Here is a 26,007-nt window from a genome sequence, read left to right on the forward strand (position 1 = left end):
CGGCGTGCGCCCCAGGGGCGGGTGGGGGCCGGGAGCGGCTCCGTCCCGGCCGGTCCGGCGTCCTATCCGCCGAAGCCCCAGACGACCGCTCCGTTGACGGTCACGAGCACGGCGAGCACCACGAGGTCGGCCACGCCGAGGGCGAGGCCGAGCAGGGCGCGGCCGCGGCGTGCGGTCCCGCGCCGCAGGGCGAGGGCCGCGAGTACGACGGCTGTGGGGCCGAGCACGATGTTCATCACGAGGAGCCCGACGAGACCGAGCACGAACGCGGCGACGGCCATGCCGTCGGCGTCCGTGCGGCGCTCCCGCACGGACCCGTTCACGGGCTCCGCCGGTTCGCCGGGTCCTTCCGAGCCGGTCGTGGGGCCGGGCAGGTCGCCACCCCGGTGCCTGCGACGTACGAGGTCGGTGAGGTGCATGACGTCTCTCCCTCCGGTGCCGGTACGGGGTGGGGCGCTCGGTTCAGTGGCGGCGGGCCCGGCCGCGCTCGCGCACGGCGAAGACGAGCAGCCAGCAGCCGATGGCGGAGGCAGCCACCAGTGAGACGGACACGGGGAGTTGGACCACTGCGCCCAGCATGATTCCCATCAGGAGGAGCGCTGCGACGAGGGCGATCATCGTCATCCTTTCGGCGACTTCTCGGTGAACACTTGTAGGTACGACTGTTCACTGACTGCCGAGTCTAGTCTTCCTCAATCCGGGGAACGGTTGTTTACTGAATGTCATGAGTCACACCGTGGCCAGCCGCACGGCCCAGAAGCAGAGGACCCGTCAGGCCCTCCTCGACGCCGCGCTTCACCTGCTGGAGGAGCAGAGCCTGAGCAGCCTCGGGCTGCGTGAGGTCACCCGCGGCGTGGGCGTCGCCCCGACCGCGTTCTACCGGCACTTCCGCGACATGGCCGATCTCGGTGTGGCACTGGTGGAGGAAGCGCTCGGCAGCCTCCACGTGATGATCGGGGAGGCGCTGCGGGAGCCGCACGACGAGGCCCGGATCGTACGCACCGTCGCGCTCGTGGCCGAACTCGTCCGCACGTCCCCCGCCCACGTCCGGTTCATCGCCCGCGAACGGCACGGCGGCGTGGCTGCCGTCCGGGCGGCGATAGGCGAGCAGCTCGACCGGTTCGGCGACGAGGTCGCGGCCGCGTTCGCCCGCGAACCGGAGTCGGCGGGCTGGAGCGAGGAGGACCTGCGGATGCTCGCGGGCGTGTACGTCGACCACATGGTGATGACGGCCTCGTACTTCCTGGAGGCCGGGCCCGGCGGCGAGGAGCAGGTGGCCGCGTCGGCGCGCCGCCGGCTCCGGCTGATCACCCTGGGGCGCAACCACTGGCTGGACTGACCGGCGTACCGTCGCCGCGGTCCCCCGGCACGGGGTCACCACCGGTGCCGCCCCGGTCCCCCGCCACGGGCTCACCACCGGTGCCGCCCCGGTCCCCCGCCACGGGCTCACCACCGGTGCCGCCCCGGTACATCTCCACGACGGCGGCGGCCGCCTCCGCGAGGATCTCGCGCGCCTCCGCCGGTTCCAGTACCTCGACGCTCTCGCCGAACGCCAGCAGTGTGCGCACCGCCCCCGGAGCCGGCAGCAGGAGCGGCACCCTCGACCAGCCGTCCCCGTGCGGCTCCGCGACGCCCGCCACCTGGGCCGCCTGGATGCGCAGGAACAGGTCCAGCCGCTCGTCCCTCACCAGCACGACGACCCGCTCCCCTGCCGGGCGCTCCTCCACCTGGCGGCGCAGCACCTCCCACACGTCCGCCAGTTCGCACCCCGGCCGGCGCCGCACCGGCTCCTCGGTCGCCCGTGCGGAGCGCACCCGGTCGACGCGGTACAGCCGGGGCTCGCCCCGGTGGTCGGCCACCAGGTACCAGACACCCGCCTTCACGACGAGGCCGTACGGATCGACGGTGTACCCGCGGGGCCGGGTCGTACCGCTGTGGCGGTAGTGCAGCCGCAGCCTCCGGTCGGCGAAGACCGCGGGGCTGAGGGTGTCCAGCTCGACCGCCGTCCTGGGGGCGGCCATCCAGCGGTCCGGGTCGACGAGAACGCGACGGCTGGTCAGCTCGGCGGCGGGCCTGTGCGGCTCCGGCAGCGCCGCCATCACCTTGCGCAGCGCGGAACCGAGGGCCTTCTGGAGTCCCAGGGCGTGGTGAGCGCCCTGCGCGGCGAGGACGAACAGCGCGCGGGACTCGTCCGCCGTCAACCCGGTGACATCGGTGCGGTATCCGGGCAGCAGCGCGATTCCGCCATGCCGGCCGCGTTCGGCGTACACCGGGACCCCTGCGGCCGACAGTGCCTCGACGTCGCGGTAGACGGTGCGTACGGAGACCTCGAGCCGCTGGGCCAGTTCGGAGGCCGGGACGAGGCCGCGGGTCTGCAGGAGCAGCAGGATCGACAGCAGCCGGTCCGACTTCACGGGCCCTCCGAATACCTGACGGGGGGTGTCAGGTTAACCGGGCATCGTGCCTCCCGTAACCCGCACCGACCGAAGGAGCCGGACATGACGAACGACCCGCGCACCCAGTACGCCCGCGCCGCCGCCCAGTTCACGGGCCTGCTCAAGACCGTCACGGCCGAGGATCTCGACCGGGCCACCCCGTGCGCCGAGTTCGATGTACGGCAACTGCTGTCCCATGTCGTCGGCGCCACCCGCCGGTTCGCGGTGATCGGCGAGGGCGGCGACGGCATGGCGGTGCGGACACAGACGGACGGCGTGGCGGACGACGGATGGAACTCCGCCTACGAGGACATCCAGCGGCGGGCGACGACGGCCTGGGCCGACGACGCGAAACTCGCCGGTGAGTACACCGCCCCGTGGGGCCGGGTGCCGGGAGCGGCGGTGGTCGGGGGCTATGTGATGGAGACCCTGACGCACACCTGGGACCTGTCCCAGGCCCTCGGACACCCGCTGCCGCTGGACGAGGAGTTGGCCATCGCCGTCCTGCCCATGGCACGGCAGGCACTGCCCGAGGACCGGCGCGGCGAGGGTGTGCCGTTCGCGGCGGTGCGCGAGGCACCGGCGGACGCGGACGCCTATGGCCGGCTGGCGGCGTGGCTGGGGCGCGCGGTGTGATCCGGCCGGCGCGCTCGGGGCCGTCGCGTCAGCTCCGGGGGGCCTTCGCGAGCTGCCGGGACTGGGCGACGAGACGGCCGGCCGAGTCCCAGACGTCCGCGTCCTCCTCGAGGAAGCCGCCCGCGAGGTTGCGCGTAGTGATCGAGACACGGAGGGGACCGGGGGCCGGGCGGCAGCGGATGTGGGCGGTCAATTCGACCGTCGGGGTCCAGCCGGTGAGGCCCAGTTCGAACGAGGTCGGCGGCAGCGCGTCCACGGTCAGCAGCAGCGACAGCGGGTCCGCGTCGCGCCCGTCCGCGAGGCCGAACCAGCCGCGCATCTCGCCCTTGCCCGACGGGGCGCCGATCGCCCAGCCGACCGTCGCCGGGTCCAGCTTGATGTCCAGCCGCTCGGTGATCGCCGAACTCCCGGGGATGGGCGCGGGACCGTCGGCCGGGCCGAGGCAGTGCTCGTACGGCGGGATCAGCGGCGGCTCGGCGGCGGTGCGGACGTCGTCCGGCAGCGAGTCCAGATCGCCGTACGTCGCCAGCACCCGGATGCGCTCGACCTCGGTGCCGTCGTCCTCGTACTGGAAGAGGGACGCCTGGCCGGTGGAGAGGGTGCGCCCGGTGCGGACGGTCTCGGTGCGGATCACCGCGGGGCCCGGCCGGGAGGCCGTGAGGTAGTGCGCGGACACCGAGAACGGGTCGGGGTGCGGCAGCGCGTCGCCGAGTGCCCGTCCGAGCAGTGCCAGCAGGTAGCCGCCGTTGACGGCGTGGATGATCGTCCAGCCCGCCGAGAGCTCCGCGTCGTAGACGCCCGCACCGCGGGGGGTGATCGCCGTGTCGCGGTCGAACTCGCTGTTGCCGACGGTCGCCCGGGTCGCTGCTTCTGCCATGCCGGTACCGTACAACAAACAACTACTAAGCGGTAGCTTTGCCCTGCTCCTCCTCGCTCGCCGCCGAGCGCCGGTTCCAGGCCCTCGGAGCGCGCCAGTGGTAGCGCATCGCCAGCAGCCGCAGGGTGAACGCGGTCACCGCGGCCAGCCCGCTCGTGAACGGGTTCAACGCCTCGAACCGGATGCACACCACGACCATCGCCGCGCCCACGATCGCGGGCACCGCGTACAGATCGCGGTCCCAGCGCAGCAGCGACGGCACCTCGTTGGCGAGCACGTCGCGCAGCACGCCGCCGCCGACGGCCGTGGCGAGCCCCAGGGTGGCGGAGGAAGTCAGACCGAGGCCGTACTCGTACGCCTTGGTCGTTCCCGTCACGCAGAACAGACCGAGGCCGGCCGCGTCGAAGACGCCTACGGCCACCTGGATCCGCTCGACATGCGGGTGGAGGAAGAACACCAGGCCGGTCGCCACCAGCGGTGTGACGAAGTAGCCGAGGTCGGTGAAGGCGGCCGGCGGTACGGCCCCGATGATCAGGTCACGCAGCAGACCGCCGCCGAGCGCCGTGACCTCGGCGAGGACCGCCATGCCGAAAACGTCGAAGTTCTTGCGCACGGCGAGCAGCGCGCCGGAGATCGCGAAGACGAAGATGCCGACGAGCTCGAGCGCGTGCTGGACGGAGGGCGTGAACAGTTCTTGGAGCACCGGACAGTTCTACAACGCCCGGTGCTCCAAGATGTGCGCGCGTCCGTCAGGCGGTCGTGCCGGACTTCGCCTCGGAGGCGTCCGACTCCGGAGCGTCGGCGGGGTCCGAGGCGTCGGCGTCGTCGGCCGGCGCATCGGTCGCCGCGGCCTCGGAGGCGTCCGGCGCCTCGCCGTCCGCGTCGGCCTCGCCGTCCCGGCCGGGAGACGTCGCTTCGGTCTCCGAGTCCTCCGCCGGGGCGTCGTCCGCCGACCCGGCGTCCGAGGAACCGCCGTCGGCCGACGCGGTCGACCCGTCCGACTTCTCCGACTCCTCGGACTCGTCCGACGCCTTGTCGTCGTCCGACGCCTTGTCGTCGTCGGACGCCTCCGCGGACGCGTCCTTCGGCGACGCCTGCCTGGGCACCTCGGCCGCGGGCACCTCGGCCTCGGGCTCCTCGGGGCCTTCCGCGGCGACCGTCTCGGTCTGCGTCACGGCCTCGATGCCCGTCGGGCGGGTCAGGCCGATGGTGCCGTCCTCGATCTCCGCCGCGAAGTGGCAGGCCACCTTGTGTCCGTCACCGACGTCCGTCAGCACAGGGCGTTCGACGGCGCACTTGTCCTGCGCCCACGGGCACCGGGTGTGGAAACGGCAGCCCGTCGGCGGGTTGGCCGGCGAGGGCAGGTCGCCCTGGAGCAGGATCCGCTCGCGGCGGTCCTCCACCTCCGGGTCGGGCACCGGAACCGCCGACATGAGCGCCTTGGTGTACGGGTGCTTCGGCCCGGCGTACAGCGCGTCGCTCGGCGCCTCCTCCACCAGGGAGCCCAGGTACATGACCCCGATGACGTCCGAGATGTGCCGGACGACCGCGAGGTCGTGGGCGATGACCAGGTACGTCAGGCCCAGCGACTTCTGCAGGTCCTCCAGCAGGTTGATGACCTGCGCCTGCACCGACACGTCGAGCGCCGAGACCGGCTCGTCGCAGATGATCACGTCGGGCTCGAGCACCAGCGCACGCGCGATGCCGATGCGCTGGCGCTGACCGCCGGAGAACTCGTGCGGGTAGCGCGACAGCGCGTTGGTCGGCAGGCCGACCTTGGCGAGGATCGCCTTGATCTTCTCCCGGCGCTCGTCCTGGTCCTTGCCGATCCCGTGAGCGGCCATGCCCTCGCTGAGGATGGACTCGATGTTCTGCCGCGGGTTGAGGCTGCCGAGCGGGTCCTGGAAGACCATCTGCAGACGCCGGCGGTACCGGCGCATCTCCTCCTCCGGCAGCTTCGCCAGGTCGGTCCCGTCGAAGACGACCTCGCCGTCGGTGATGTCCACCAGACGCAGCACGCTGCGGCCGAGCGTCGTCTTGCCGCAGCCCGACTCGCCCACGAGCCCGTACGTCTGGCCGGCCTCGACCTTGAGCGACACGCCGTCGACCGCGTAGACGTGGCCGACCGTGCGGTCGAAGAGGATGCCCTTCTTGACCGGGAAGTGGACCTTCACGTCGTCGAGTTCGAGCAGACTCATGCCGAGACCTCCGCCTGGGGCTTGGGAAGGACCGGGTTGACGCACCGGACCTGGTGTCCGGCCGCGCGTGGTTCGGTCAGTTCGGGTGTGCCGGTCAGGCACTCCATCGTGTAGTGGTCGCAACGGGGCGCGAAGGCGCAGCCGTCGGCCCAGGCGATCCGGTCGTTGATGGATCCGCGGATGGGGCTGAGCGGTTCGCCGCGCGGCGCGTCGAGGCGCGGGATGGACCCGAGCAGTCCGTGCGCGTACGGGTGGGTGGGGTGCGCGAACAGCTCGCGGCGGCCCGCGGACTCCACGGCCCGGCCCGCGTACAGGACGTTGACCTGGTCGCAGAGGCCGGCCACGACACCGAGATCGTGGGTGATCATCAGCAGGGCGGTGCCCTCCTGGTCGACCAGTTCCTTGAGCAGTTCGAGGATCTGGGCCTGGATGGTCACGTCCAGCGCGGTCGTCGGCTCGTCGGCGATGAGCAGCCGGGGTGCGCAGGCGACCGCCATGGCGATGAGCGCGCGCTGGCGCATTCCGCCGGACAGCTGGTGCGGGTACTCCTTGAGCCGCCGGTCCGGGTCGGGGATGCCGACCCGGTCCAGCAGGTTGGCGGCCTCCTTGCGGGCGGCCTCGCCCTTGAGACCGCGGTGGCGCTCGAGGATCTCCGTGACCTGGACGCCGATGGGGACGACCGGGTTCAGCGAGGACAGCGGGTCCTGGAAGATCATCGCCAGCTGGCTGCCGCGCATGTCCCGCAGCTTGCCCGGGTTCAGGCTCAGCAGGTCCTGGCCGTCGAAGACGGCACGTCCGCCGATCTTCACGCCCTTGGCCGGCAGCAGGCCCATCAGTGCGAGCGAGGTCACGGACTTGCCGCAGCCCGACTCGCCCACGAGGCCGACGACCTGACCCTGGTCGACGTCGAAGGAGACGCCGTCGACGGCCGTGGAGTCCTTGCGGCCCTTGGCGGTGAAGGTGACGCTGAGTTCTTCAACAGAGAGCAGTGCCATGGGACTTCAGCCTCGCAGCTTCGGGTCGAGGGCTTCGCGCATGGCCTCGCCGAGCAGGGTGAAGCCGAGGGCGGTGATGATGATGCCGATGGCGGGGTAGGCCGCCATCATGGGCGCGTTGTCGAAGAACCGCTCGGCCTGGGCGAGCATGACGCCCCACTCCGGGATCGCCGGATCCGGGTTGCCGAGGCCCAGGTAGGACAGGGCAGCCGCCTCGATGATCGCGGTGGCGAGGCTGAGCGTCGCCTGGACGATCACGGGGCTGAGCGAGTTCGGCAGGATCTGGGTGAGGACGATCCGCTTCTTCCTGATACCCAGCGCCTTGGCCGCGAGGACGTAGTCGGAGCTGCCCTGCACCAGCATCGAACCGCGCAGCAGTCGCGCGAAGATCGGGATCTGGACGACACCGACGGCGATCATCACGGTCGTCAGGGACTGGCCCATGACCGCGGCGATCGAGACCGCCAGCAGCAGCGACGGCAGCGAGAGCATGATGTCGGTGAAGCGCATGACCACCGTGTCGATGCGCTGCCCCGACCTGCCACCGAGGGTGGCGGCGGCACCGGACAGGACGCCGACGATCGCGCCGACGATCAGGCCGATGAGCATCGACACCACGCCGACCAGCAGGGTCTGCCGGGCACCGACGAGGATCCGGGAGAACATGTCGCGGCCCAGGTGGTCGAGGCCGAACCAGTTCCCGTCGCGCGCGCCGACGAACTCGCCCTTGTTGGCGAACACTTCGCCGCGCCAGGTCTGGACGGACGGGCCGTACGGCGCGATCCAGGGTCCGACGATCGCGAGGACCACGAACAGCGCGATGATCACCGCACCGATGATCGCCATCTTGCTGGCCCGCAGTCGCCGCATGGCCTCGCGCCACAGACTGGCGCCGCTGGTGGCCTCCGACGTCTGCATCAGCTCGGCGAGCCGATCGATCTTGTCGGCCTTCTTCGTCATGGTCGTCACGTCAGTGCACCCGCACTCTCGGGTCGATGATGCTGTACGCGAGGTCGACCAGCAGGTTGATGAGGACGTACACCATCGCGATGAAGAGGATGAACCCGACGAGCACCGGGTAGTCGCGGGCGTCGATCGAGGTGCGGATGAAGTTGCCGATGCCGTTGAAGGAGAAGACCGACTCGGTCAGCACCGCACCCGACAGCAGGCTTCCGGTCAGCAGACCAACGGCGGTGACGACGGGCAGCAGCGCGTTGCGCAGCACGTGACGGCCGCGCACGACGCGCTTGTCGAGGCCCTTGGACTCCGCCGTGCGGACGTAGTCCTCACCGAGGACCTCCAGCACGCTGGCCCGGGTCATGCGCACGATGACGGCGAGCGGGATGGAGGAGAGCGCGATGGCGGGCAGGACCAGATGGTGGAGCGCGTCCAGGCTGGCGTCGAACTCACCGGTGAGCAGGCCGTCGAGGACCGCGAATCCGGTGACGCTCGTGGCGTCGAGGCCGGTCTCGAGACGGCCGTAGCTCGGGAACCAGTTCAGGCTGACGGCAAAGACGCCCTTGAGGATCAGGGCGAGGAAGAACACCGGGATACAGATGCCGATCAGCGACCCGGAGACGGAGGCCACGTCGAGCCAGCCGCCACGGCGCTTGGCCGCCAGGTAACCCATCGGGATTCCGACAACGATGGCAATGATGATCGCGACGATGCTGAGTTCCACGGTCGCGGGGAAGCGCGTCGCGAACTCGTCCCACACCGGCTGGCCGGTCTGGGTGGATGTGCCGAGGTCCAGCTCGAAGATGCGCTTGATGAAGCGCCAGTACTGGACGTAGACGGGCTGGTCGAGCCCGAGGGCCCGGTTGATGCGCGCCACTTCGGCTTCGGTCGCCCGCTCGCCCAGGATCGCTGAGGCGGGTCCGCCGGGCAGCCGGTTCAGCCAGAGGAAGAGCAGAACCGACAGGCCGAGCAGGGTGGGTATGAGCTGAAGCAGTCTTCGTACGACGAGTCGCAGCACCCCGCGTGCCCCTTTCTTACGTGCGTCGATGCGGGTCCGCCCGGCCACCGAGGTTCTGTGGCCGGGCGGACCCGCTGGTGAGCGATTACTTGAAGGAGACCTCGGCGAAGTTCTCCTGCGTCAGCGGGGAGACCTTCGGCGGGTTGACGTTCTTGGCGAAGGCGATCGCCGGCGGGGAAGCCGAGATCGGGACGCCCGGGACGTACTCCATGATCGTCTCGTTGGCCTTCTTGTAGGCGTCGACGCGGGCGGCGGGGTCGGTGACCTTCGAGGCGGCGTTCACCGCGTCGAAGACCTTCTTGTCGTTGAAGCCCCACTGCTTGTCCGGCCCGGCGAACCAGGTGCCGATGAAGTTGTAGCCGTCGTTGAAGTCACCGGTCCAGCCGAGCATGTGCAGGGCGCAGGAGCCGGCCTCGGTGGCGTCCAGGTAGTCCGGGGCCCACTTCATGGCCTTCGGGGTGACCGTGATGCCGGCCTTCTCGAGGTCGGCCTTCATGCGCTCGAACATGTCCTGCGGAGCAGGCATGTACGGGCGGGTCACCTCGGTCGGGTAGCAGAACTCGAGCTGGAGCTTCTCCTCACCCGCCTGCTTGAGGAGCGCCTTGGCCTTGGCGGTGTCGAACGGGTACGTCTTCACCTTGTCCGAGTAGCCGGCGACGGTGTCGGGCATGAACTGGGTCGCGACCTTGCCGCCCTCGGGCAGCTGCGTCTTGACGATGCCCTCGCGGTCGATCGCGTGCGAGATGGCCTGACGGACCTCGGGCTTCTTCAGCGCGGGGTTCTTCGACTGCGTCATGCCGACGTAGAAGATGTTGAAGACGTCACGGGTCGGGACCTGGTAGCCCTCGCCCTCGAGCGTCTTGATGTCGGCCGGCGCGACGAGGTCGTAGCCGTCGATGTCACCGGCCTGGAGCGCCTGACGGCGACCGGCCTCGGTGTCGATCGTGCGGAAGACCAGGTTCTTGATCTTGGCCTTCTCGCCCCAGTAGTCGTCGAAGCGCTCAAGGGTGACTTCCTTGTTGCCCTTGTTCCACTTCATGATCTTGTACGGGCCGGTACCGGCGACCGTGCCGGCCTCCTGGCTGTACTTGGGGTACGTGATCGCGTCGCCCTTGGCGGTCGCGTCCTGCTTCTCGTACTCCTTGATGGCCTTCGGCGAGTGGATCGCCAGCGCCTGGAGGGAGAAGCCGCCGGGCAGGTTCGCCGAGGGCTCGTTGACCTCGATGACCGCCGTGTTCTCGTCCTTCGCCGTGCAGGACTTGTAGTTCGGCTTGGGGGCTTCCTTGTCCTCGTTCTTGGCGAAGCCGCCCATGATGGTCTGCCAGTAGTAGGAGACCGCGCTCGACTGGTAGGTGCCCTTCCAGTTGAACCAGTGGTCGTAGTTCGCGCAGACCGCGGCGGCGTTGAACGCCTCTCCGTCGTGGAACTTCACACCCTTGCGCAGGTTGAACGTCCACACCTTGCCGGCCGGGTCGCTCGACCACTTCTCGGCGAGGCCGCCGACGAGCTTGCTGCCGCCCGACTCGTGCTCGAGCAGGGCCTCGAAGGCCTGACGGGTGACCCGGAAGGTCTCACCGTCGCTCGCGAGCGCCGGGTCGAGAGAACCGGGGTCGCCGGCGCCGGCGAACACGAAGGTGTCCTTGGCGCCCCCCTTGTCCCCTTCGCCCCGCTCGCTGGCACAGCCGGTGGCGATCAGGCCGACGGCCACCGCCGCCGTGATCGCCCGGACAGCTCCGGACTTGAATATTCGCATGGGTCCACCCCGAGGTTCCGCCGTGGGAGAGGTCTTGACGGCCGAACACTACAGACGGGAGACACTTGGGAGAACAGTCCGGATAGCGGTGATACCTACTCGAGACCCGGACACTCAACAAACCGGTCAGATACGGGACATCCTTGCCCGTCGAGTTGACGCCCTTGACATCTGGCGGCGTTCGTTTCCGGCCGTCCGATGCGGCGTCGCAGCTCAGCGGGTGTGCGGGGGCGGGTAGCCGTAACCGCCGGCGACCGGCGGCCCGGCGTGGGCGTCGCGGTCGTAGAACGGCCGGGCGTTGACCCGCATCCACATGGTGACCGGGTCGTACTCGTCGGACATGGCGACCGTCGACACCGGCAGGCCGTCCGGCACCGCGGCGACGGACTGCTGCATCATCGCGCGCACCGCGTCGACCGACTGCGGCGCGGTGTCGTACAGGTCCAGGCCGATCGCCAGGTACGCGGGGCCGATCGCGGGCTGCACCCAGGCGCGCCGCAAGGAGCGGACGGCGGGGGTGCGGTGGGCGTTCTGCGTGAGCAGGGCGTAGAACTGCGGGATCTCGATCGCCGGGTCGGACAGCCGCAGCGGTCCCGCCGGCATCCGGTCCAGGCCCGTGGCGATACGGCGCAGATCCAGCCACGGAACTCCGACGCCGCCGCCCGGGGCGTGCGGGTTGAGCCAGATCCCCCAGCGGTCCGGGTAGAGGGCGCGGGCGATGTCACGGCCGCTCGTCACCTCGTGGGCGCGGTTCCAGCCGGAGACGGCGAGCTCCTGTGCGGAGGTGACGCACGGCGCGTAACAGACGCCGTCGACCTCCATGTTCCCGTACTGGGCGTCGGTCGAGCCGGGCTGCCCGTGCCACAGCAGCATCCAGATCCGGCCGCCCGAGGGGTCGGCGAGGGCGTGCAGCAGCGCCTCGTACGCGTCGTAGCGGCCCGGAGTCACCTGGCGCAGCATGTGCTCGACCTGCCCGGCCGCCGCGGTGCCTGACGCACTCACCCTGTTCCGCCCCTCTTCGGTCCCACCGTTTCACCCGACGCCACGCGCAGCGGCTCCGCGCGGCGTTCCGCGCGCGGCCCCTGTCAGGCTGGTCAGGCCATCAAACCAGCTTAATCGGCCGTTACGGCAATGACTTGACCACTACGCGTGCTGTCGTTGATAGAACGGCCGCACGCGCTCGAGCATCCAGTCGCCGACCGGATCCTGCGCGACGTCGAGCAGCACCAGGTTGACCGGCCACGGGACCTCGACCCGGCCCAGGGCCCTGCCCAGGGCGTCCATGGGGGCGTTGCCGTCGACGCCCGTCCACAGGAGCTGGACACCGACGAAGAGCGTGGGCGCGCCGCCCTCGATGGACGCCAGCGCGCGACGGGCGGTCGACACGATGCCCGTGCTCTCGAACTCGCCCGCGGCCGCGGCGAGGAAGTCGACCGGCTCCTCCTTCCAGTCCGGCTCGAACAGCCGGACCCGGCCGCCGGAAGCAGCACCGTCGAGGGGCGTCCGCCCCGCCCGGCACAGCTCCGCGACGGCGGGCGGTGGCAGGGGGACGCCGACGGCGCCGCCGGGGTTGACCGCGATGCCGAGCTGCGGGGGCAGGCCGCGGGCGAAGTCCCTGGCGGGGGCGACGGTGAACGACATCTGCGCGCCGGCGCACTGGAGGAACTGCTGCTCGGAACTGAAGACGGGGACGAAGGCGCCGCCGTCGATCTCCATGGTGGGGAGATCGAGGTCCCGGCTGTCCGGGCCGCCGCCGTTCGGGAGCGGGATCCATATCGGGCTGCGGCCGAGCACCTCGACGAGGCGGCCTCCGGCCGCGGGATTGCCGAGGGAGGCGGCGAGCACCTCTTCGAGCTCGTTGGCGGGCCAGGCGGGGGGCGGTATGTCCATTGCGCGCGATCGTCCTTCGTACGTGCGTAGGTGCTGTTGCTGCCCCTGCCCGGTCGCGCGGGGCATGCCCGCCCCCGACCTTAGCGCCGTGGGAGGTCGCGGGGGCCGCCGCGGTCCCCGCCCCGCCCCTCTGATCCGGAGGCGCCGCCTGGAACCCCACACCTCGCCAGGCGCAGGAGCGGCACCACCGGCGAGGCAGGGTGCGCCTGCGCCGCGGGGCTGGACGCCGCGCAGCGGCATTCAGCCCGGCCGGCGATCGAGGCCACCGCACCCGGGCACACCGCTGAGGGGCCGGTCAGGGCCTCTCGTTCGGATCACGTCGGGCTCGCGCGCCCGGCCTTCGGCACGGGAGGTACCCCCACGCCGCGTTGCCGCCCGTCGCCGACTCCTCAGTAGCCCTCCGGGCACGAGAGATGCGCCCTCCGCGTGGACTCCGCCCTCCGCCTCGCGGTCGCACGCACCAGAGCCTCCGCCTGCTCACTGATCGGGCCCGATCCAGACCGGGGCGCGGCGGTCCGACCGTCCACGGCCGGGTGAAGGGCCGGGCGGCCCTGCGATCACCACGACCACGGGCCACGGCGACCCGGCCGGGTAATCCGCGAGTCGCAGCCCGACATCGCGGATCGGACGCAGGCACCACGATCGTCCCGCGTCAACGGACCCGCACCGCCCGCCTCGCGCTCACCCGAACCCCAACCGCCTCAGCGCCCCCGCCGCGTCACGGTCCAGCAGGACCGCCGACGCGCACCCCCACGGCAGCCGCCCCGCCTCCGCGTCCGTGACCAGACGGGACACGGCCCGGCGGTGGCGGGCGAAGGCGTAGCCGGAGACGCCGCGCCCGCGCTCGCGCTGGCCCGCGCGGGCCACCTGGGGGGTCACGTCGAGCAGCACCAGGTGCAGGGACGTGCCGCGCCGCCGCGTCTCGCGGGCGAGCCAGCGCCGGACCCACGCCTGCGTGCCGCAGTCGTGGACGACGACGCTCTCGCCCGAGCGCAGGGCGCGCCGCAGTCCCGCGTAGTGCGCCAGCCGGACCAGCGGGCGGTAGACCGCGTACGGCAGGAAGCGCGGCGCGACCGCGTCCCAGCGGTCGCGGGTGTCCTGCGAGTCGATGCCGCGGCCCTGGGCGGCGCGCCGCATCAGCGTGGACTTGCCGCTGCCGGGAAGACCCGACACGACCACCACGTCACCGGCGGCGAAGAGCAGGCTGTGCGGGCCGCGCCCGGCGCGCTCACGCAGGTCCCGCAGAACCGGGACGAGTGACGGCGGCGCCGCCTGGGCCGGTGCTGGGACGGCCTTCATGCCCGGCGGCGCGGGCGCCCCCGTGGTCGTGGCGTATGCACCGGACGGCTGCAACGTCATGCCTCCCCCTTCGGGTCATCCCACACCCTTGCCCATGAAGTGTAAAGAATTGGTAATGCGGCTCAAGTGATTTCAGGGCGGCCTCTCGCTCCACTCTTCCCCGATGCGTGCAATGATGTGCGCGCCAACTGCATACCGGCCGCTTGAATCCGCGCGGGAGAGTCCCGGCCACCCTGTGGCGGGCGCCGAAGGAGCAAGTTCCTCCCTTGAATCTCTCAGGCCCCGTACCGCGTAGCGATGAGGCAGATCTGAAAAGCGAGCCGTGTTCGAGCGGCTCCACCCAAGGTGCAAGTCACGACTACCCGTACGCGTAGTCGGGGCGAACCTCTCAGGTTCCGATGACAGATGGGGAGGATTGTCCTCGTAGCCATGCCCTGGGAGCCACATCCATGAGCAATGCCCCCCGTCTGACCGCACTCGACGCCCTGCACAGGTCGCTGGGCGCGACCATGACCGACTTCGCCGGCTGGGACATGCCCCTGCGGTACGGCAGCGAGCGCGACGAGCACCTCGCCGTCCGTTCCACGGCCGGCCTCTTCGACCTCTCCCACATGGGCGAGATCACCGTCATCGGCCCGCAGGCCGTCGACCTGCTGAACCACGCGCTGGTCGGCAACATCGGCACCGTCGGCCTCGGCCGCGCCCGCTACACGATGATCTGCCGGACGGACGGCGGCATCCTCGACGACCTGATCGTGTACCGGCTCCAGGAGCAGGAGTACATGGTCGTCGCCAACGCCGGCAACGCCCAGATCGTGCTGGACGCCCTGACCGAGCGCGCCGAGGGCTTCGACGCCGTCGTCCGCGACGACCGTGACGCGTACGCGCTGATCGCCGTCCAGGGCCCGCAGTCCCCCGGCATCCTGCAGTCCCTCACGGACGCCGACCTGGACGGCCTGAAGTACTACGCGGGCCTGCCCGGCACCGTCGCCGGCGTCCCGGCGCTGATCGCCCGTACCGGCTACACCGGCGAGGACGGCTTCGAACTCTTCGTCGAGCCGCAGCACGCCGAGAAGCTCTGGCAGGCGCTGACGGAGGCGGGCGCGCCCGTCGGCCTGATCCCGTGCGGCCTGTCCTGCAGGGACACGCTGCGCCTGGAGGCGGGCATGCCGCTGTACGGGCACGAGCTGACGACCGCGCTCACCCCGTTCGACGCGGGCCTGGGCCGGGTCGTGAAGTTCGAGAAGGAGGGCGACTTCGTGGGCCGGGAGGCGCTCACCGCCGCCGCCGAGCGCGCCGAGACCGCCCCTCCGCGCAAGCTCGTCGGCCTGATCGCCGAGGGCCGCCGGGTCCCGCGCGCAGGGATGCAGGTCGTCGCCGGCGGCGAGGTCATCGGCGAGGTCACCTCGGGCGCCCCGAGCCCGACCCTGGGCAAGCCGATCGCGATGGCGTACGTCGACGCCGCCCACGCCGCGCCCGGCACCGCCGGTGTCGGCGTCGACATCCGCGGCACCCACGAGCCGTACGAGGTCGTGGCGCTGCCGTTCTACAAGCGCCAGAAGTGATCCCGTGGTGACGGACGTGATCGTCCGCACCTTGGTCCCGTTCAACACCATCCCCCCGCGTACAGGAGAATTCACGTCATGAGCAACCCCCAGCAGCTGCGCTACAGCAAGGAGCACGAGTGGCTGTCGGCCGCCGAGGACGGCGTGTCGACGGTCGGCATCACGGAGCACGCGGCCAACGCGCTCGGCGACGTGGTGTACGTCCAGCTCCCCGAGGTCGGTGACACGGTGACCGCGGGCGAGACCTGCGGCGAGCTGGAGTCCACCAAGTCGGTCAGCGACCTGTACTCCCCGGTCTCCGGTGAGGTCATCGAGGCCAACGAGGACGTCGTCAGCGACCCGTCACTGGTGAACTCCGCCCCGTTCGAGGGCGGCTGGCTGTTCAAGGTGCGCCTCAGCGAGGAGCCGAAGGACCTGCTCTCCGCGGACGAGTACACCAAATTCGCCGGCTGACCAAGCGCTGATCAAGACCCTAGGGACCGAGTGATGTCGCTTCTCAACACCCCTCTCCACGAGCTGGACCCGGATGTCGCCGCCGCTGTCGACGCCGAGCTCCACCGCCAGCAGTCCACCCTCGAGATGATCGCCTCGGAGAACTTCGCTCCGGTCGCGGTCATGGAGGCCCAGGGCTCCGTCCTCACCAACAAGTACGCCGAGGGCTACCCGGGCCGCCGTTACTACGGCGGCTGCGAGCACGTCGACGTGGTCGAGCAGATCGCGATCGACCGGATCAAGGCGCTGTTCGGCGCCGAGCACGCCAACGTGCAGCCCCACTCGGGCGCGCAGGCGAACGCTGCCGCGATGTTCGCGCTGCTCAAGCCGGGCGACACGATCATGGGTCTGAACCTGGCCCACGGCGGTCACCTGACCCACGGCATGAAGATCAACTTCTCCGGCAAGCTCTACAACGTGGTCGCGTACCACGTCGACGACGCCACCGGCCAGGTCGACATGGCCGAGGTCGAGCGGCTCGCCAAGGAGTCCAAGCCGAAGCTGATCGTGGCCGGCTGGTCCGCGTACCCGCGCCAGCTGGACTTCGCGGCCTTCCGCCGGATCGCCGACGAGGTCGGCGCGTACCTGATGGTCGACATGGCCCACTTCGCGGGCCTGGTCGCCGCGGGCCTGCACCCCAACCCGGTGCCGCACGCCCACGTCGTCACCACCACGACGCACAAGACCCTCGGCGGCCCCCGCGGCGGCGTGATCCTCTCCACGGCCGAGCTCGCCAAGAAGATCAACTCCGCGGTCTTCCCCGGCCAGCAGGGCGGTCCGCTGGAGCACGTCATCGCGGCCAAGGCGGTCTCCTTCAAGGTCGCCGCCTCCGAGGACTTCAAGGAGCGCCAGCAGCGCACGCTGGACGGCGCCCGGATCCTGGCCGAGCGCCTGGTCCAGGCGGACGTCACCGAGCACGGCGTCTCCGTCCTGTCCGGCGGCACGGACGTGCACCTGGTCCTGGTGGACCTGCGCAACTCCGAGCTGGACGGCCAGCAGGCCGAGGACCGTCTCCACGAGGTCGGCATCACGGTCAACCGCAACGCCATCCCGAACGACCCCCGGCCGCCGATGGTCACCTCGGGTCTGCGGATCGGCACCCCGGCACTCGCCACCCGCGGCTTCCAGGACGAGGACTTCCGCGAGGTCGCGGACATCATCGCCGAGGCGCTGAAGCCGTCGTACGACGTGGCGGCGCTGCGTGCCCGGGTGACCGCCCTGGCCGAGAAGCACCCGCTCTACCCTGGACTGTGACGGATCTCCCGTAACATCCCGGAGCAAAACAAAAGGGGCACCGCGCACACTGGATCGTGAGCGCGGTGCCCCGCACCACGTACGCACCACGCACCACGCACCACGTAAGCACCACGCACCCGCGCATTGCCTCACGCGCCCCCTTCGCCCACCACCGCCCTTGAACGAGGCGCTTCGCGCCGCTGCTCCACCCGGCAGACAACGGCGTCTACCACCCACAAGGAGTTCTCCGTGGCCATTTCGGTCTTCGACCTGTTCTCGATCGGCATCGGCCCCTCCAGCTCCCACACCGTGGGCCCGATGCGCGCCGCCGCGATGTTCGCCCGGCGCCTGAAGAACGAGGGCCTGCTCGCCCACACCGCCTCGATACGGGCCGAGCTGTACGGCTCCCTGGGCGCGACCGGCCACGGCCACGGCACGCCGAAGGCCGTCCTGCTGGGCCTGGAGGGCAACTCTCCGCGAACCGTCGACGTCGAGACCGCGGACGAGCAGGTCGAGCGGATCAAGACCGACAAGCGGATCAACCTCCTCGGCGCCCACGAGATCGGCTTCGACTTCGACAAGGACCTGGTCCTGCACCGCCGCAAGGCCCTGCCGTACCACGCCAACGGCATGACGGTGCTGGCCCGCGACGCCGAGGGCACCACGCTGCTGGAGAAGACGTACTACTCGGTCGGCGGCGGCTTCGTCGTGGACGAGGACGCGGTCGCGGGCGACAACCCGATCGTTCCCGAGGACACGGTCCTCAAGCACCCCTTCCGCACCGGCGACGAGCTGCTTCGCCTCACCCGTGAGACCGGCCTGTCGATCTCCGCGCTGATGCTCGAGAACGAGAAGGCCTGGCGCACCGAGGACGAGATCCGCGAGGGCCTGCTGGAGATCTGGCGGGTCATGCAGGCGTGCGTCTCCCGCGGCATGTCCCGCGAGGGCATCCTGCCGGGCGGCCTCAAGGTCCGCCGCCGTGCCGCCACCACCGCGCGCAAGCTGCGCTCCGAGGGCGACCCGCTGGCGCTCTCCATGGAGTGGATCACGCTCTACGCGATGGCCGTGAACGAGGAGAACGCCGCCGGCGGCCGGGTCGTCACCGCCCCCACCAACGGCGCCGCGGGCATCATCCCCGCCGTCCTGCACTACTACATGAACTTCGTCCCCGGCGCCGACGAGGAGGGCATCGTCGACTTCCTGCTCGCCGCGGGCGCGATCGGCATGCTCTTCAAGGAGAACGCCTCCATCTCCGGCGCCGAGGTCGGCTGCCAGGGCGAGGTCGGCTCCGCCTGCTCAATGGCGGCCGGCGCGCTCGCCGAGGTCCTCGGGGGCTCCCCGGAGCAGGTCGAGAACGCCGCCGAGATCGGCATGGAGCACAACCTGGGCCTCACCTGCGACCCGGTCGGCGGCCTGGTCCAGATCCCGTGCATCGAGCGGAACGGCATGGCGGCGGTCAAGGCCGTCACCGCGGCCCGGATGGCGATGCGCGGCGACGGCAGCCACAAGGTCTCGCTGGACAAGGTCATCAAGACCATGAAGGAGACCGGCGCGGACATGTCGGTGAAGTACAAGGAGACCGCTCGCGGCGGCCTCGCGGTGAACATTATCGAGTGCTGAGCGTGTAGGCCCTGACCGGCGCATTTGTTTCCATCAGCGCTGTCAGGGCCTCCCCTGCCCACGCGGCGGAAAGTCTCTGGAGACGCCCTGGGACAGACGTGAAAGTCCCTGGGAATGTCCCTGCTCCGGGGGCTCCTTGCGGGCGGTCAACGTATCCGCAACCAGCCCGGCTTGTCGCAGGCCAGATTGTCGGCAGCGACCAGTGGCCGACGCCGTTCGCGCCCACGTAGTGACCGGACTCGTGGCCCGTTTGGTCGCCGGTCAGCCACGGAACCACCGCGGCGCCCCACCAGTCCCTGCGGCTCATGTCGGGCAGCCGCAGCCAGAGCGCATCCGCGGAGCCGAGCAGGGCCCCGCCCGGCAGGAACGCCCCCGATACGACCTCGCCCTCTTCCTCATCGGCCTCGATGTACTGGTGTTCCACCCCCTCACACAGCCGCCAGAGATCGCCCAGCTCACCGGGACGACCGAAGTCGAGGTGATGCCTCAACTGGGCGTCCGCAGCCTCAATGGCCTGCTCCGGGGCGGGTGGCAGCAGAGAGGCGTACGAGGCCGGGGCATTCACCTTCAGCCAGGCCGCGCAGTGTCTGGCGGCGAGCCGAGTTCCCCGGGGCGGCACCGGCATCAGCGAATGGGGAGGCCGGACTGCCGCGCTGCCGGCGAATGTGCTGCTGCTTCCGTCCTGGGCCGCGGGTACGAGCACTGGAGCAGGAGAAACCAGTCCCTTCGCCGCCCCACCGACGAATGGCGCCGGGTGAGGCCACGGCACGGCTGTCGCGTCCCCCCACCGAATGGCCTCCGGTACGTCACCTTCCGTTGCTGTTCGTTCACTAGCTTTCCGTGCACGCGGCGGCGAACCCTTCGCCGTGCGGGGAGGCGGTCAACGTGGCGTCATCAGGGGAAGCGGAGTCGCTCGGCACCGCCGGGCGACCGTCGGCGTTCGCAAGCATGTCGCTCAATCACGCCGACAGCCCGTACGGGCCGGCCGGTCCCGCTCCAGGGCCGAAGCTCAAGGTCACGGCGTCGGTGCTGAGGGAACGCGCCGGTAAGGCAGAGAACGTTCGCGGACAGTTCCTGAAGGCCGACGACGAGGTCGTGCTCGAGACCGGGCAGGTTTCCGGAACCCTCAAGGGCTTCGCCACGAACACCGCGATCGACACGTTCCTGGAGCGCTGGCGGGGCCAGATGTCGTACGTCAAGGAGCTGTTCACCGGTACGGCCGGTGCCCTGCAGGCCGCCTCCGAGACCTTCACGACGGAGGACACGAAGCAGGGGCAGGCCGCCGCCGGCGTGAGGACCCCCGCGCAGAACGGGGCGATGCAGCCGTGACCGGTCTCGGTTATACGGACATTCGGAACGCCGACCTGGGACCCCTCGGCGAAGCGGTGGTCAAGTGGAACGTCGCACCGGGGAAGTTCCAGCAGATCGGAGTGCACTTCGGCACCGACGTCACCAAGGGACTGGCAGACTCCGACTGGCAGGGCGAGGCCGCCGACGCGGCGATGGCGAGGTTCCGCAAGGTCCAGGAGCAGATCCAGGCGGCTGCCGACGAGTCCCGCCGGGTGCACAAGGTCCTCCGGCAGGGTCTGGAGGACTTCCAGGCGGCGAAGAAGGCGCTCCAGGACATCGAGACGGAACTGGAGGGCCACCCGCACCTGCGGCTCAACAAACACGACGGCTCCGTCTACGTGGACCTGACCACCGCCGAGGACGGCGACGGGGCCCGCCTCGCCAAGACGTACCAGGAGACCTTCGCGTACTACCGGCAGCGCACGAGCCACGCCGTCGAGCTTGCGGACCGGGCCGACAGCGCCCTCTCCCAGGCTCTGACGACAGATGTGAACGGCACGGCCCGCGGCTTCAACGACGGCGCCTACGCCAGTCTGACCCAGGCCCGCGAAGCGACTGCCCGGGATCTTCGTACAGCGCTGGACCTGGCGGGCCTCGAGAACGGCACCCTGTCCTCCGACCAACTGAGCCGGCTGGCGCTCGTGATGGCCCGACACAGCCATGACCCCGCTTTCGCCGAAGAGTTCGCCACCCGGCTGGGGCCGGAGAGGACGCTCCGCCTCTGGTACAACGCCACCCATCCGCGCAACGAGCTCCACCCGGGCACGAACATAAACGAGAAGTCGTGGTGGAAGTCGGCGAAGAGCCTGCAGGAGAGTCTCGGCACCACGCTGGCCACCGCGTCGCACTCCGACAGCCCGGAGATGCGCGCGTGGAAGGACGAGATCATCCGCACCGGTCCGGAGCGGCTGGACACCGGGGCCCGCACGCACCCGTACGGCTTCCAGGTCATGAGCAACCTGATGCGCTCCGGCAGTTACGACGCGGAGTTCCTCAACCGGTACGGCGACAAGCTCGTGGCATGGGACCGGGGGCAGAACACCCGTGACGGCCTCGCCTACTGGTCCAACAGCGCCGATATCGACTCGCTCAACCTCATCGGCAGGCGGGACGACAACGGCCAGGACCCGATGACCGGCTTCCTCGAAGGTCTGGGCCACAACCCGGCGGCCGCGACCGAGTTCTTCGAACCACCGTCGGCAGGCGGGACCAACGCTCGTCTCGACTACCTCGCACAGGACCGCAACTGGATCTTCGACGGCTACACCGGCGGTCCCCGGGATCTGCCCGGACACGAGGCGCTCGGCCACGCGCTGACGGCTGCGACGACCGGCTACGCCTGGGACGCCGAGGAGCTGAGTGGCAAGGACCCTGAGATCTTCAGCCACGGCGGCGACCGCAGAACGGGGGCCACCGCCGACGTGATGGAGCAGGTGGTCGCCCTCTACGGCGGCGAGAACGGTCCCCGGCTTCTCCACGACCAGCCGGGGATCGCCGGCGCGCTGGGGGCGATGGGCGGGGCGTACGTGGACGACCTCAACTACGGGCTCTCGGGCTTCGGCGTGGAAGAGCGAAATCAGAACAAGTGGGCTTTCCCTCCGGCCTACGAACCACGCGCCGACTTCGGCCGTAACGGAGCTGCCCCTTTCCTCAGCGTCCTCGGCCAGAACGAGATCTCACACGGCATCATGAACCAGGCCGAGCATCTCTACACCCTCGACCGGATCGCGCAGCATCCACCGGGCGACAGCGCGGACGACTACGCCAACGCCCGTCGGGCACTGCTCACCGAGGCCGAGGCCCGCGGCATTCTCGACCACGCCCGCGTCGCGCAGATCGAGGCCGACTTCGCACACGACAGCGCCGGCGCACAGCGTTCGTTCCAGGAATCGTCCAACTGGACGCGCGTCGGCTACAGCGGAGCTTCTCCCGCCCTTGCGGCCGGGATCGTCGGCGTTGTCGGCAAAGCGGGCCCCTGGGGAATGCTCGTCCCCATCGCCATGGGTGCGGGCACCGAATTCGCCAAGTTGTTCCACAATGACGCGGTGTTCGGTGGCCCGGAACAACCCCCGCCGGTGGATTCAAGGGAGTTCTTCATCGCAGGTGAGAATCAACTGGGCGCGACGGCCGCGCAGTACTTCGAAGGGCACGGCAGTGAACCCGACGCCATGGGTAACCTCATCGACCACCTCAAGAACAACTACGGCACCGGCGCCCAGGAAAGCGCCCAGCGAGGCCACCCGCCCTACACGGGGTGAGCGACGGGCCGGCGTGCTCCGCCGCACGGCACTGCCGGCGGCACTCTGCGCCACAATGGTGCTGACATCGTGCTCCGCCGACGCGCCGAAGGGTGTGCCCACCGGCGAGCTGTGCCAGTCCTCCTTGTCCGCCCGTGCCCAAGAGGCGCTCGACAGGCTGAGCCTTCACGACCGGTACGAGGAGAGCGGCATGGGCTATGAGAATGCGGTCGACCGTCTCCGGACAGGGAAGGACGTGCCTTCGTCCGGCACGACCGTCTGCGTGATCTCCACCCTGGAGGACGGCAAGGAGAAGAGCCTCGTAGGGATTCAGTTCATGCGCTACGGCACATATCGAACCTGGCCGAAGGAGCTCGAACCACACGACAGCCATTACCGCATGGGGCTGTTCGGTCATGCGGGCGGCGGCGAAGCCCACATCGTCTTTCCCTGCAGGAGCGGTCTGTCCAGGGACGCTCCCCCGGTGATCGCGGGCCACGCCGGAGCACACGACGACTACTACGGCGACGCGGTACCACAGTTGCCGGAGCCGGAACGCAGCCGGGCGCTCATGGTGCTTCTGCACTCCGCGACCCGGATCATGGCCGAGAAGGCGGGCTGTCTCGACGAGGCCGGCATCCCGGCACAGTTGCCAAAACCCGCACCGGCGTCCGACTACCGCATGCCGCCCTCCTCGTTGGAGGAGATGGAGAAGGACTTCGTCGGCGAAGCAAAAGCGGAGGGGACGTAGCCTGTGGACGGACCGCGTCGGCCCCGGCGGTCGTGCCGGGGCCGACGCGCATGTCCGCCGGCTCAGGCCTTGCTGACGTGGGCCCAGAACTCGTCGAACGACAGGAGCTTGTCCTTGTCGGTGTCCTGTGCGGCGATCACGGCCTCGGCCACCGACTCGGTGACGTTCCAGTCGCCCATCTGAGCCATCGCGGTCTTGTACTCGGCCGCCGTGATGAAGCCGTCGCCGTCCGCGTCGTAACGGTCGAACGCCTTGCGTGCTGCCTCGATGTCCGCCACAGGTCCACCCCTTCTTGATGCGTGTACGTGGTGCATGTACTGACGAGGTCAGATTATCGGCCCGCATACTCGATCATGGAGGCGAGGCGGGTACGCACATCGGGGAGGCGTGTGATGAGCGACGAGTTGGCGGGGATCCTGGCGGACGCGGCACAGGGGCGGTTCCCTCCGCCGGACGGCGGGGTGACGGTGCTGGGACGGCCCGGCTCCCGAGAAGAGGGCGTGGTGGCCTTCACGGCGCACTCGGTCGTCTTCACCGCCGAGGATCCGGCATGGGTACGGGCGGAGTTGGCCGCCACGGACTCCGATCGGCTGGCCGCCACGATGAACCCCGTTTTCCTGTCCGCGCTGATGGCCCGTACCGGCCGCTCGATGGACACCATCGATCTGGTGACGGTGTCCGATGCCCTGTCCGGCGAGCCGGAGCCCGGGCTCGGCCTCCGGGAGATCGAGGACCGTGAACACCCGCGGGTCGCGGCCGCGTTGAAGCGCCGCGACGAGGTGCGGGTGTGGGCGGCGGCGGACGGCGGGGTGCTGGTTCTGGGCCGCGGACTGGCCGGCCGGTGGGAGGTGTCGATCGAGGTCGAGGAGAAGGCACGCGGCCGGGGCCTCGGGCCGCGTCTCGCGCTTGCGGCCCGGTGCCTGGCCCCGGGCCCCGTGCTGTGGTCCCAGCAGTCGCCGGGCAACGCGCGCAGTGTGCGGGCGTTCCAGCGGGCCGGCTACCGGCCGGTGGCCTCCGAGGCGGTCCTCATGGCCCGCTGACGCGGGCTCCCAACGCGGTCACAGCCGCCAGGGCAGGTAGTTCGGGTTGTCCTGGCACTCGCTCATGATCTCGCGCTTGGTCTTCACGTCGATCGGGCAGGCCCCGACGATGAAGTCCCTCGCGATACCACCGGGGAAGGCGACCTCGGCCTGCTCCGCCCACTTGTGGGTGTCGCCGATGGTCTTGTTGACGTCGATGCCGCCCGGGGCGTCGATGTAGTAGTTCCAGGTGCTCTTCCACTGCTTGTAGAGGTCGTGGTCGTAGGTGGTGGAGACGAACGGCGACGGCTGGTTGACGAGGACGTACTTCTCGAGGTCGTACTGGCCGTTCTGCGGCGCCTTGGGGTGGAAGCCCTGATCGAAGACGACTTCCGGGCCGCGCCCGTCGGCCCGGTACAGCTGCTTGCAGTTGGTGCGGTACGACGGTGCCGGTGTGACCCTGTCGATGTCGACACTGCGATCGGCGGCGGCATGGAGCGGGTCCGCGGAAACCGGACACGCGACCGCGGCGGCGAGGGAAGAGGTGGCGGGAGCAGGGGCGGCGGCGGTCGGGGCGGCGGCCGGGACGAGGGTGGCGGCCAGGGCGAGCACGAGCACGGCGGCCCGCCGCCGCAGGCGAGTGATGATCATGGCACTCACCCTCCCGCCGCGGCTGGGCCGGACCGTGCATCGTCACCCGCAGGTGGGCGAGTTGGGCGGCGTCATGACGGCGGGGGCCGGAGCACCGCGCCACGCGCGGCCCGGCGCGGATCGACGCGGATCGGATCGACGTGGATCGGATCGACGTGGATCAACACGCTCAGCATCGTATGGAATCACTCCCGCGTCGGGATATTTATGCATTGAATGCCAGGTAGGTGGGCCACTTCACCTATGATTCCCCAGACCAATGCACCTTTGGTGATAAATTGCCCTATTAAGAGAATTTGGAGATGAGGCGTCCGTCTGTCATAGTCGACGACACGACCTCCATTGACCCGGGCCAGGTCGTCACGAACCGCCGTGGATACACCCCCCCGATCCACGGCGCTCCACACAGAAGCCCCCGCCGCGCCGTCATCCCGGCGCCAGGGGGCTTCTGTGCGTCCACACGTCACCCACCGGCGTCACGGGCCGGCGCGGCAAAGGTCGGCTTCAGCGGTCGGTGACACGCATCTCGAACCAGGTGGTCTTGCCGCGCGGCAGCAGGTCGACACCCCAGCGGTCGGCGAGCTTGTCGACGAGGAAGAGGCCGCGGCCGCTGGTGTCCAACTCGGTGACGGGCATCAGACAGGGCAGGCCGCGCGAGGGATCACGCACCTCGATACGGATCCAGCCGCGGCGGCGCAGCATCCGTAAACCGAAGACCCGGGCACCGGTGTGGCGCACCGCGTTGCCGACCAGTTCGGAGACGAGCAGCACCGCGTGCTCACCGGTCTGCGCGGGCAGCGACCACTGACGCAGCACCACGCACTGGGTGAGCCTGCGCGCTGTGGCGGCGGACTCGGGGCGGGACGGCAGCCGCACTTCGGCGTCGGCGGGACTGCCGAACAACTCGATCGCCTTGAGCGCCTGTTCGTCATCGGCGGCAGGTACCCACCGTGCGGCGGTCGCGCCGGCACGCTGCCGCGGTTGTCCCACACCTTCGAGGCCCGCCATGTCTCCATCATGGCCGCTAC

Annotated in this window: 26 protein-coding genes and 1 riboswitch; of the genes, 10 read left to right on the plus strand and 16 right to left on the minus strand. The window is 70.2% G+C overall.

Translation table 11 applies throughout. The features are described 5' to 3' along the window. Nucleotides 1-62: 62 nt before the first annotated feature. On the minus strand, nucleotides 63-419 hold the full coding sequence (locus ACFYV1_RS30785) for a hypothetical protein (protein WP_389398898.1): 357 nt from the start codon (nucleotides 417-419) through the stop codon (nucleotides 63-65). Between the two features lie 43 nt (nucleotides 420-462). Beyond that, nucleotides 463-624, minus strand: a complete 162-nt coding sequence (locus ACFYV1_RS30790) for a hypothetical protein (protein ID WP_389398991.1) — start codon at nucleotides 622-624, stop codon at nucleotides 463-465. Between the two features lie 100 nt (nucleotides 625-724). Between ACFYV1_RS30790 and ACFYV1_RS30795 the strand changes: the two genes are divergently transcribed. Further along, nucleotides 725-1,339 carry a TetR family transcriptional regulator gene (locus tag ACFYV1_RS30795; protein ID WP_389398899.1) on the plus strand — a complete coding sequence of 205 codons (615 nt, stop codon included), beginning with the start codon at nucleotides 725-727 and terminating at the stop codon, nucleotides 1,337-1,339. On the opposite strand, the gene ACFYV1_RS30800 is transcribed toward ACFYV1_RS30795, so the two are convergent. Then, nucleotides 1,308-2,414 carry a helix-turn-helix transcriptional regulator gene (locus ACFYV1_RS30800; RefSeq protein WP_389398900.1) on the minus strand — a complete coding sequence of 369 codons (1,107 nt, stop codon included), beginning with the start codon at nucleotides 2,412-2,414 and terminating at the stop codon, nucleotides 1,308-1,310. The two genes, ACFYV1_RS30795 and ACFYV1_RS30800, sit on opposite strands and share 32 nt — an antisense overlap. 84 nt (nucleotides 2,415-2,498) lie before the next feature. Here ACFYV1_RS30800 and ACFYV1_RS30805 point away from each other — a divergent pair, with 84 nt between their 5' ends. Then, on the plus strand, nucleotides 2,499-3,071 hold the full coding sequence (locus tag ACFYV1_RS30805; protein ID WP_389398901.1) for a TIGR03086 family metal-binding protein: 573 nt from the start codon (nucleotides 2,499-2,501) through the stop codon (nucleotides 3,069-3,071). 28 nt (nucleotides 3,072-3,099) lie between these two features. On the opposite strand, the gene ACFYV1_RS30810 is transcribed toward ACFYV1_RS30805, so the two are convergent. From ACFYV1_RS30810 to ACFYV1_RS30855, 10 genes are all read right to left on the minus strand, one after another. Then, on the minus strand, nucleotides 3,100-3,948 hold the full coding sequence (locus ACFYV1_RS30810; protein WP_389398902.1) for a thioesterase family protein: 849 nt from the start codon (nucleotides 3,946-3,948) through the stop codon (nucleotides 3,100-3,102). A gap of 25 nt (nucleotides 3,949-3,973) precedes the next feature. After that, complete coding sequence (locus ACFYV1_RS30815) at nucleotides 3,974-4,651, minus strand: trimeric intracellular cation channel family protein (RefSeq protein WP_389398903.1); 678 nt, start codon at nucleotides 4,649-4,651, stop codon at nucleotides 3,974-3,976. A gap of 46 nt (nucleotides 4,652-4,697) precedes the next feature. Then, nucleotides 4,698-6,146, minus strand: coding sequence for an ABC transporter ATP-binding protein (locus ACFYV1_RS30820; RefSeq protein ID WP_389398904.1), 1,449 nt, complete (start codon nucleotides 6,144-6,146; stop codon nucleotides 4,698-4,700). Further along, nucleotides 6,143-7,141 carry an ABC transporter ATP-binding protein gene (locus ACFYV1_RS30825; RefSeq protein WP_389398905.1) on the minus strand — a complete coding sequence of 333 codons (999 nt, stop codon included), beginning with the start codon at nucleotides 7,139-7,141 and terminating at the stop codon, nucleotides 6,143-6,145. The genes ACFYV1_RS30820 and ACFYV1_RS30825 overlap by 4 nt, the downstream gene beginning before the upstream one ends. Before the next feature lie 6 nt (nucleotides 7,142-7,147). Beyond that, nucleotides 7,148-8,101 carry an ABC transporter permease gene (locus ACFYV1_RS30830; protein WP_389398986.1) on the minus strand — a complete coding sequence of 318 codons (954 nt, stop codon included), beginning with the start codon at nucleotides 8,099-8,101 and terminating at the stop codon, nucleotides 7,148-7,150. A 10-nt stretch (nucleotides 8,102-8,111) separates the two neighbouring features. Next, the gene (locus ACFYV1_RS30835; protein WP_389398906.1) at nucleotides 8,112-9,116 is read right to left on the minus strand and encodes an ABC transporter permease; all 1,005 of its coding nucleotides are present in this window, start codon (nucleotides 9,114-9,116) and stop codon (nucleotides 8,112-8,114) included. Nucleotides 9,117-9,201: 85 nt separating this feature from the next. Beyond that, nucleotides 9,202-10,869 (minus strand): ABC transporter substrate-binding protein, encoded by a 1,668-nt coding sequence (locus tag ACFYV1_RS30840; protein ID WP_389398907.1) that lies wholly within the window; start codon nucleotides 10,867-10,869, stop codon nucleotides 9,202-9,204. A gap of 213 nt (nucleotides 10,870-11,082) precedes the next feature. Then, nucleotides 11,083-11,871 (minus strand): enhanced serine sensitivity protein SseB C-terminal domain-containing protein, encoded by a 789-nt coding sequence (locus ACFYV1_RS30845; protein WP_389398908.1) that lies wholly within the window; start codon nucleotides 11,869-11,871, stop codon nucleotides 11,083-11,085. 141 nt (nucleotides 11,872-12,012) lie between these two features. Continuing rightward, nucleotides 12,013-12,759: an enhanced serine sensitivity protein SseB gene (locus ACFYV1_RS30850; RefSeq protein ID WP_389398909.1), complete on the minus strand. Its 747-nt coding sequence runs from the start codon at nucleotides 12,757-12,759 to the stop codon at nucleotides 12,013-12,015. A gap of 681 nt (nucleotides 12,760-13,440) precedes the next feature. Next, nucleotides 13,441-14,118 carry an AAA family ATPase gene (locus ACFYV1_RS30855; RefSeq protein WP_389398910.1) on the minus strand — a complete coding sequence of 226 codons (678 nt, stop codon included), beginning with the start codon at nucleotides 14,116-14,118 and terminating at the stop codon, nucleotides 13,441-13,443. A 144-nt stretch (nucleotides 14,119-14,262) separates the two neighbouring features. Further along, nucleotides 14,263-14,358: riboswitch (glycine riboswitch) on the plus strand. Between the two features lie 149 nt (nucleotides 14,359-14,507). On the opposite strand from ACFYV1_RS30855, the gene gcvT reads away from it, so the two are divergent. The 7 genes from gcvT to ACFYV1_RS30890 all read left to right on the plus strand — a co-directional run bounded on the left by gcvT (nucleotide 14,508) and on the right by ACFYV1_RS30890 (nucleotide 23,309). After that, entirely contained in the window at nucleotides 14,508-15,623 is a 1,116-nt protein-coding gene (gene gcvT, locus ACFYV1_RS30860; protein ID WP_389398911.1) for a glycine cleavage system aminomethyltransferase GcvT, read from the plus strand. Between the two features lie 78 nt (nucleotides 15,624-15,701). Next, nucleotides 15,702-16,076, plus strand: coding sequence for a glycine cleavage system protein GcvH (gene gcvH, locus ACFYV1_RS30865; protein ID WP_389398912.1), 375 nt, complete (start codon nucleotides 15,702-15,704; stop codon nucleotides 16,074-16,076). Nucleotides 16,077-16,109: 33 nt separating this feature from the next. Next, the gene (glyA, locus tag ACFYV1_RS30870) at nucleotides 16,110-17,369 is read left to right on the plus strand and encodes a serine hydroxymethyltransferase (RefSeq protein WP_389398913.1); all 1,260 of its coding nucleotides are present in this window, start codon (nucleotides 16,110-16,112) and stop codon (nucleotides 17,367-17,369) included. A 231-nt stretch (nucleotides 17,370-17,600) separates the two neighbouring features. Next, the gene (locus tag ACFYV1_RS30875) at nucleotides 17,601-18,971 is read left to right on the plus strand and encodes an L-serine ammonia-lyase (RefSeq protein WP_389398914.1); all 1,371 of its coding nucleotides are present in this window, start codon (nucleotides 17,601-17,603) and stop codon (nucleotides 18,969-18,971) included. Between the two features lie 948 nt (nucleotides 18,972-19,919). Beyond that, entirely contained in the window at nucleotides 19,920-20,300 is a 381-nt protein-coding gene (locus tag ACFYV1_RS30880; protein ID WP_389398915.1) for a hypothetical protein, read from the plus strand. After that, nucleotides 20,297-22,579: a hypothetical protein gene (locus ACFYV1_RS30885; protein ID WP_389398916.1), complete on the plus strand. Its 2,283-nt coding sequence runs from the start codon at nucleotides 20,297-20,299 to the stop codon at nucleotides 22,577-22,579. Before ACFYV1_RS30880 ends, ACFYV1_RS30885 begins: the two co-directional genes overlap by 4 nt. Before the next feature lie 55 nt (nucleotides 22,580-22,634). Continuing rightward, a complete protein-coding gene (locus ACFYV1_RS30890; RefSeq protein ID WP_389398917.1) occupies nucleotides 22,635-23,309 on the plus strand; it encodes a hypothetical protein in 675 nt (224 codons plus the stop codon). Nucleotides 23,310-23,371: 62 nt separating this feature from the next. Here ACFYV1_RS30890 and ACFYV1_RS30895 read toward each other — a convergent pair whose 3' ends face one another. Further along, on the minus strand, nucleotides 23,372-23,587 hold the full coding sequence (locus ACFYV1_RS30895; protein WP_389398918.1) for an EF-hand domain-containing protein: 216 nt from the start codon (nucleotides 23,585-23,587) through the stop codon (nucleotides 23,372-23,374). Between the two features lie 114 nt (nucleotides 23,588-23,701). Between ACFYV1_RS30895 and ACFYV1_RS30900 the strand changes: the two genes are divergently transcribed. After that, on the plus strand, nucleotides 23,702-24,349 hold the full coding sequence (locus tag ACFYV1_RS30900; protein ID WP_389398919.1) for a GNAT family N-acetyltransferase: 648 nt from the start codon (nucleotides 23,702-23,704) through the stop codon (nucleotides 24,347-24,349). Between the two features lie 18 nt (nucleotides 24,350-24,367). Here the strand turns inward: ACFYV1_RS30900 and ACFYV1_RS30905 are convergent, their stop codons facing one another. Both ACFYV1_RS30905 and ACFYV1_RS30910 read right to left on the minus strand, forming a co-directional pair. Next, a complete protein-coding gene (locus tag ACFYV1_RS30905; RefSeq protein WP_389398920.1) occupies nucleotides 24,368-24,979 on the minus strand; it encodes an ADP-ribosyltransferase in 612 nt (203 codons plus the stop codon). A 504-nt stretch (nucleotides 24,980-25,483) separates the two neighbouring features. Continuing rightward, nucleotides 25,484-25,987 (minus strand): ATP-binding protein, encoded by a 504-nt coding sequence (locus ACFYV1_RS30910; RefSeq protein ID WP_389398921.1) that lies wholly within the window; start codon nucleotides 25,985-25,987, stop codon nucleotides 25,484-25,486. Between the last annotated feature and the right edge of the window lie 20 nt (nucleotides 25,988-26,007).

This window comes from Streptomyces sp. NPDC003023, assembly GCF_042888225.1.
GTDB lineage: Bacteria > Actinomycetota > Actinomycetes > Streptomycetales > Streptomycetaceae > Streptomyces.

Bases quoted from the DNA above. Each gene is read 5' to 3' on its own strand.
- ACFYV1_RS30785 (WP_389398898.1), bottom strand. From the start codon at position 419: ATGCACCTCACCGACCTCGTACGTCGCAGGCACCGGGGTGGCGACCTG.
- ACFYV1_RS30790 (WP_389398991.1), bottom strand. From the start codon at position 624: ATGACGATGATCGCCCTCGTCGCAGCGCTCCTCCTGATGGGAATCATG.
- ACFYV1_RS30795 (WP_389398899.1), top strand. From the start codon at position 725: ATGAGTCACACCGTGGCCAGCCGCACGGCCCAGAAGCAGAGGACCCGT.
- ACFYV1_RS30805 (WP_389398901.1), top strand. From the start codon at position 2,499: ATGACGAACGACCCGCGCACCCAGTACGCCCGCGCCGCCGCCCAGTTC.
- ACFYV1_RS30810 (WP_389398902.1), bottom strand. From the start codon at position 3,948: ATGGCAGAAGCAGCGACCCGGGCGACCGTCGGCAACAGCGAGTTCGAC.
- ACFYV1_RS30820 (WP_389398904.1), bottom strand. From the start codon at position 6,146: ATGAGTCTGCTCGAACTCGACGACGTGAAGGTCCACTTCCCGGTCAAG.
- ACFYV1_RS30825 (WP_389398905.1), bottom strand. From the start codon at position 7,141: ATGGCACTGCTCTCTGTTGAAGAACTCAGCGTCACCTTCACCGCCAAG.
- ACFYV1_RS30830 (WP_389398986.1), bottom strand. From the start codon at position 8,101: ATGACGAAGAAGGCCGACAAGATCGATCGGCTCGCCGAGCTGATGCAG.
- ACFYV1_RS30840 (WP_389398907.1), bottom strand. From the start codon at position 10,869: ATGCGAATATTCAAGTCCGGAGCTGTCCGGGCGATCACGGCGGCGGTG.
- ACFYV1_RS30850 (WP_389398909.1), bottom strand. From the start codon at position 12,759: ATGGACATACCGCCCCCCGCCTGGCCCGCCAACGAGCTCGAAGAGGTG.
- ACFYV1_RS30855 (WP_389398910.1), bottom strand. From the start codon at position 14,118: ATGACGTTGCAGCCGTCCGGTGCATACGCCACGACCACGGGGGCGCCC.
- gcvT (WP_389398911.1), top strand. From the start codon at position 14,508: ATGAGCAATGCCCCCCGTCTGACCGCACTCGACGCCCTGCACAGGTCG.
- gcvH (WP_389398912.1), top strand. From the start codon at position 15,702: ATGAGCAACCCCCAGCAGCTGCGCTACAGCAAGGAGCACGAGTGGCTG.
- glyA (WP_389398913.1), top strand. From the start codon at position 16,110: ATGTCGCTTCTCAACACCCCTCTCCACGAGCTGGACCCGGATGTCGCC.
- ACFYV1_RS30880 (WP_389398915.1), top strand. From the start codon at position 19,920: ATGTCGCTCAATCACGCCGACAGCCCGTACGGGCCGGCCGGTCCCGCT.
- ACFYV1_RS30890 (WP_389398917.1), top strand. From the start codon at position 22,635: ATGGTGCTGACATCGTGCTCCGCCGACGCGCCGAAGGGTGTGCCCACC.
- ACFYV1_RS30900 (WP_389398919.1), top strand. From the start codon at position 23,702: ATGAGCGACGAGTTGGCGGGGATCCTGGCGGACGCGGCACAGGGGCGG.
- ACFYV1_RS30905 (WP_389398920.1), bottom strand. From the start codon at position 24,979: ATGATCATCACTCGCCTGCGGCGGCGGGCCGCCGTGCTCGTGCTCGCC.
- ACFYV1_RS30910 (WP_389398921.1), bottom strand. From the start codon at position 25,987: ATGGCGGGCCTCGAAGGTGTGGGACAACCGCGGCAGCGTGCCGGCGCG.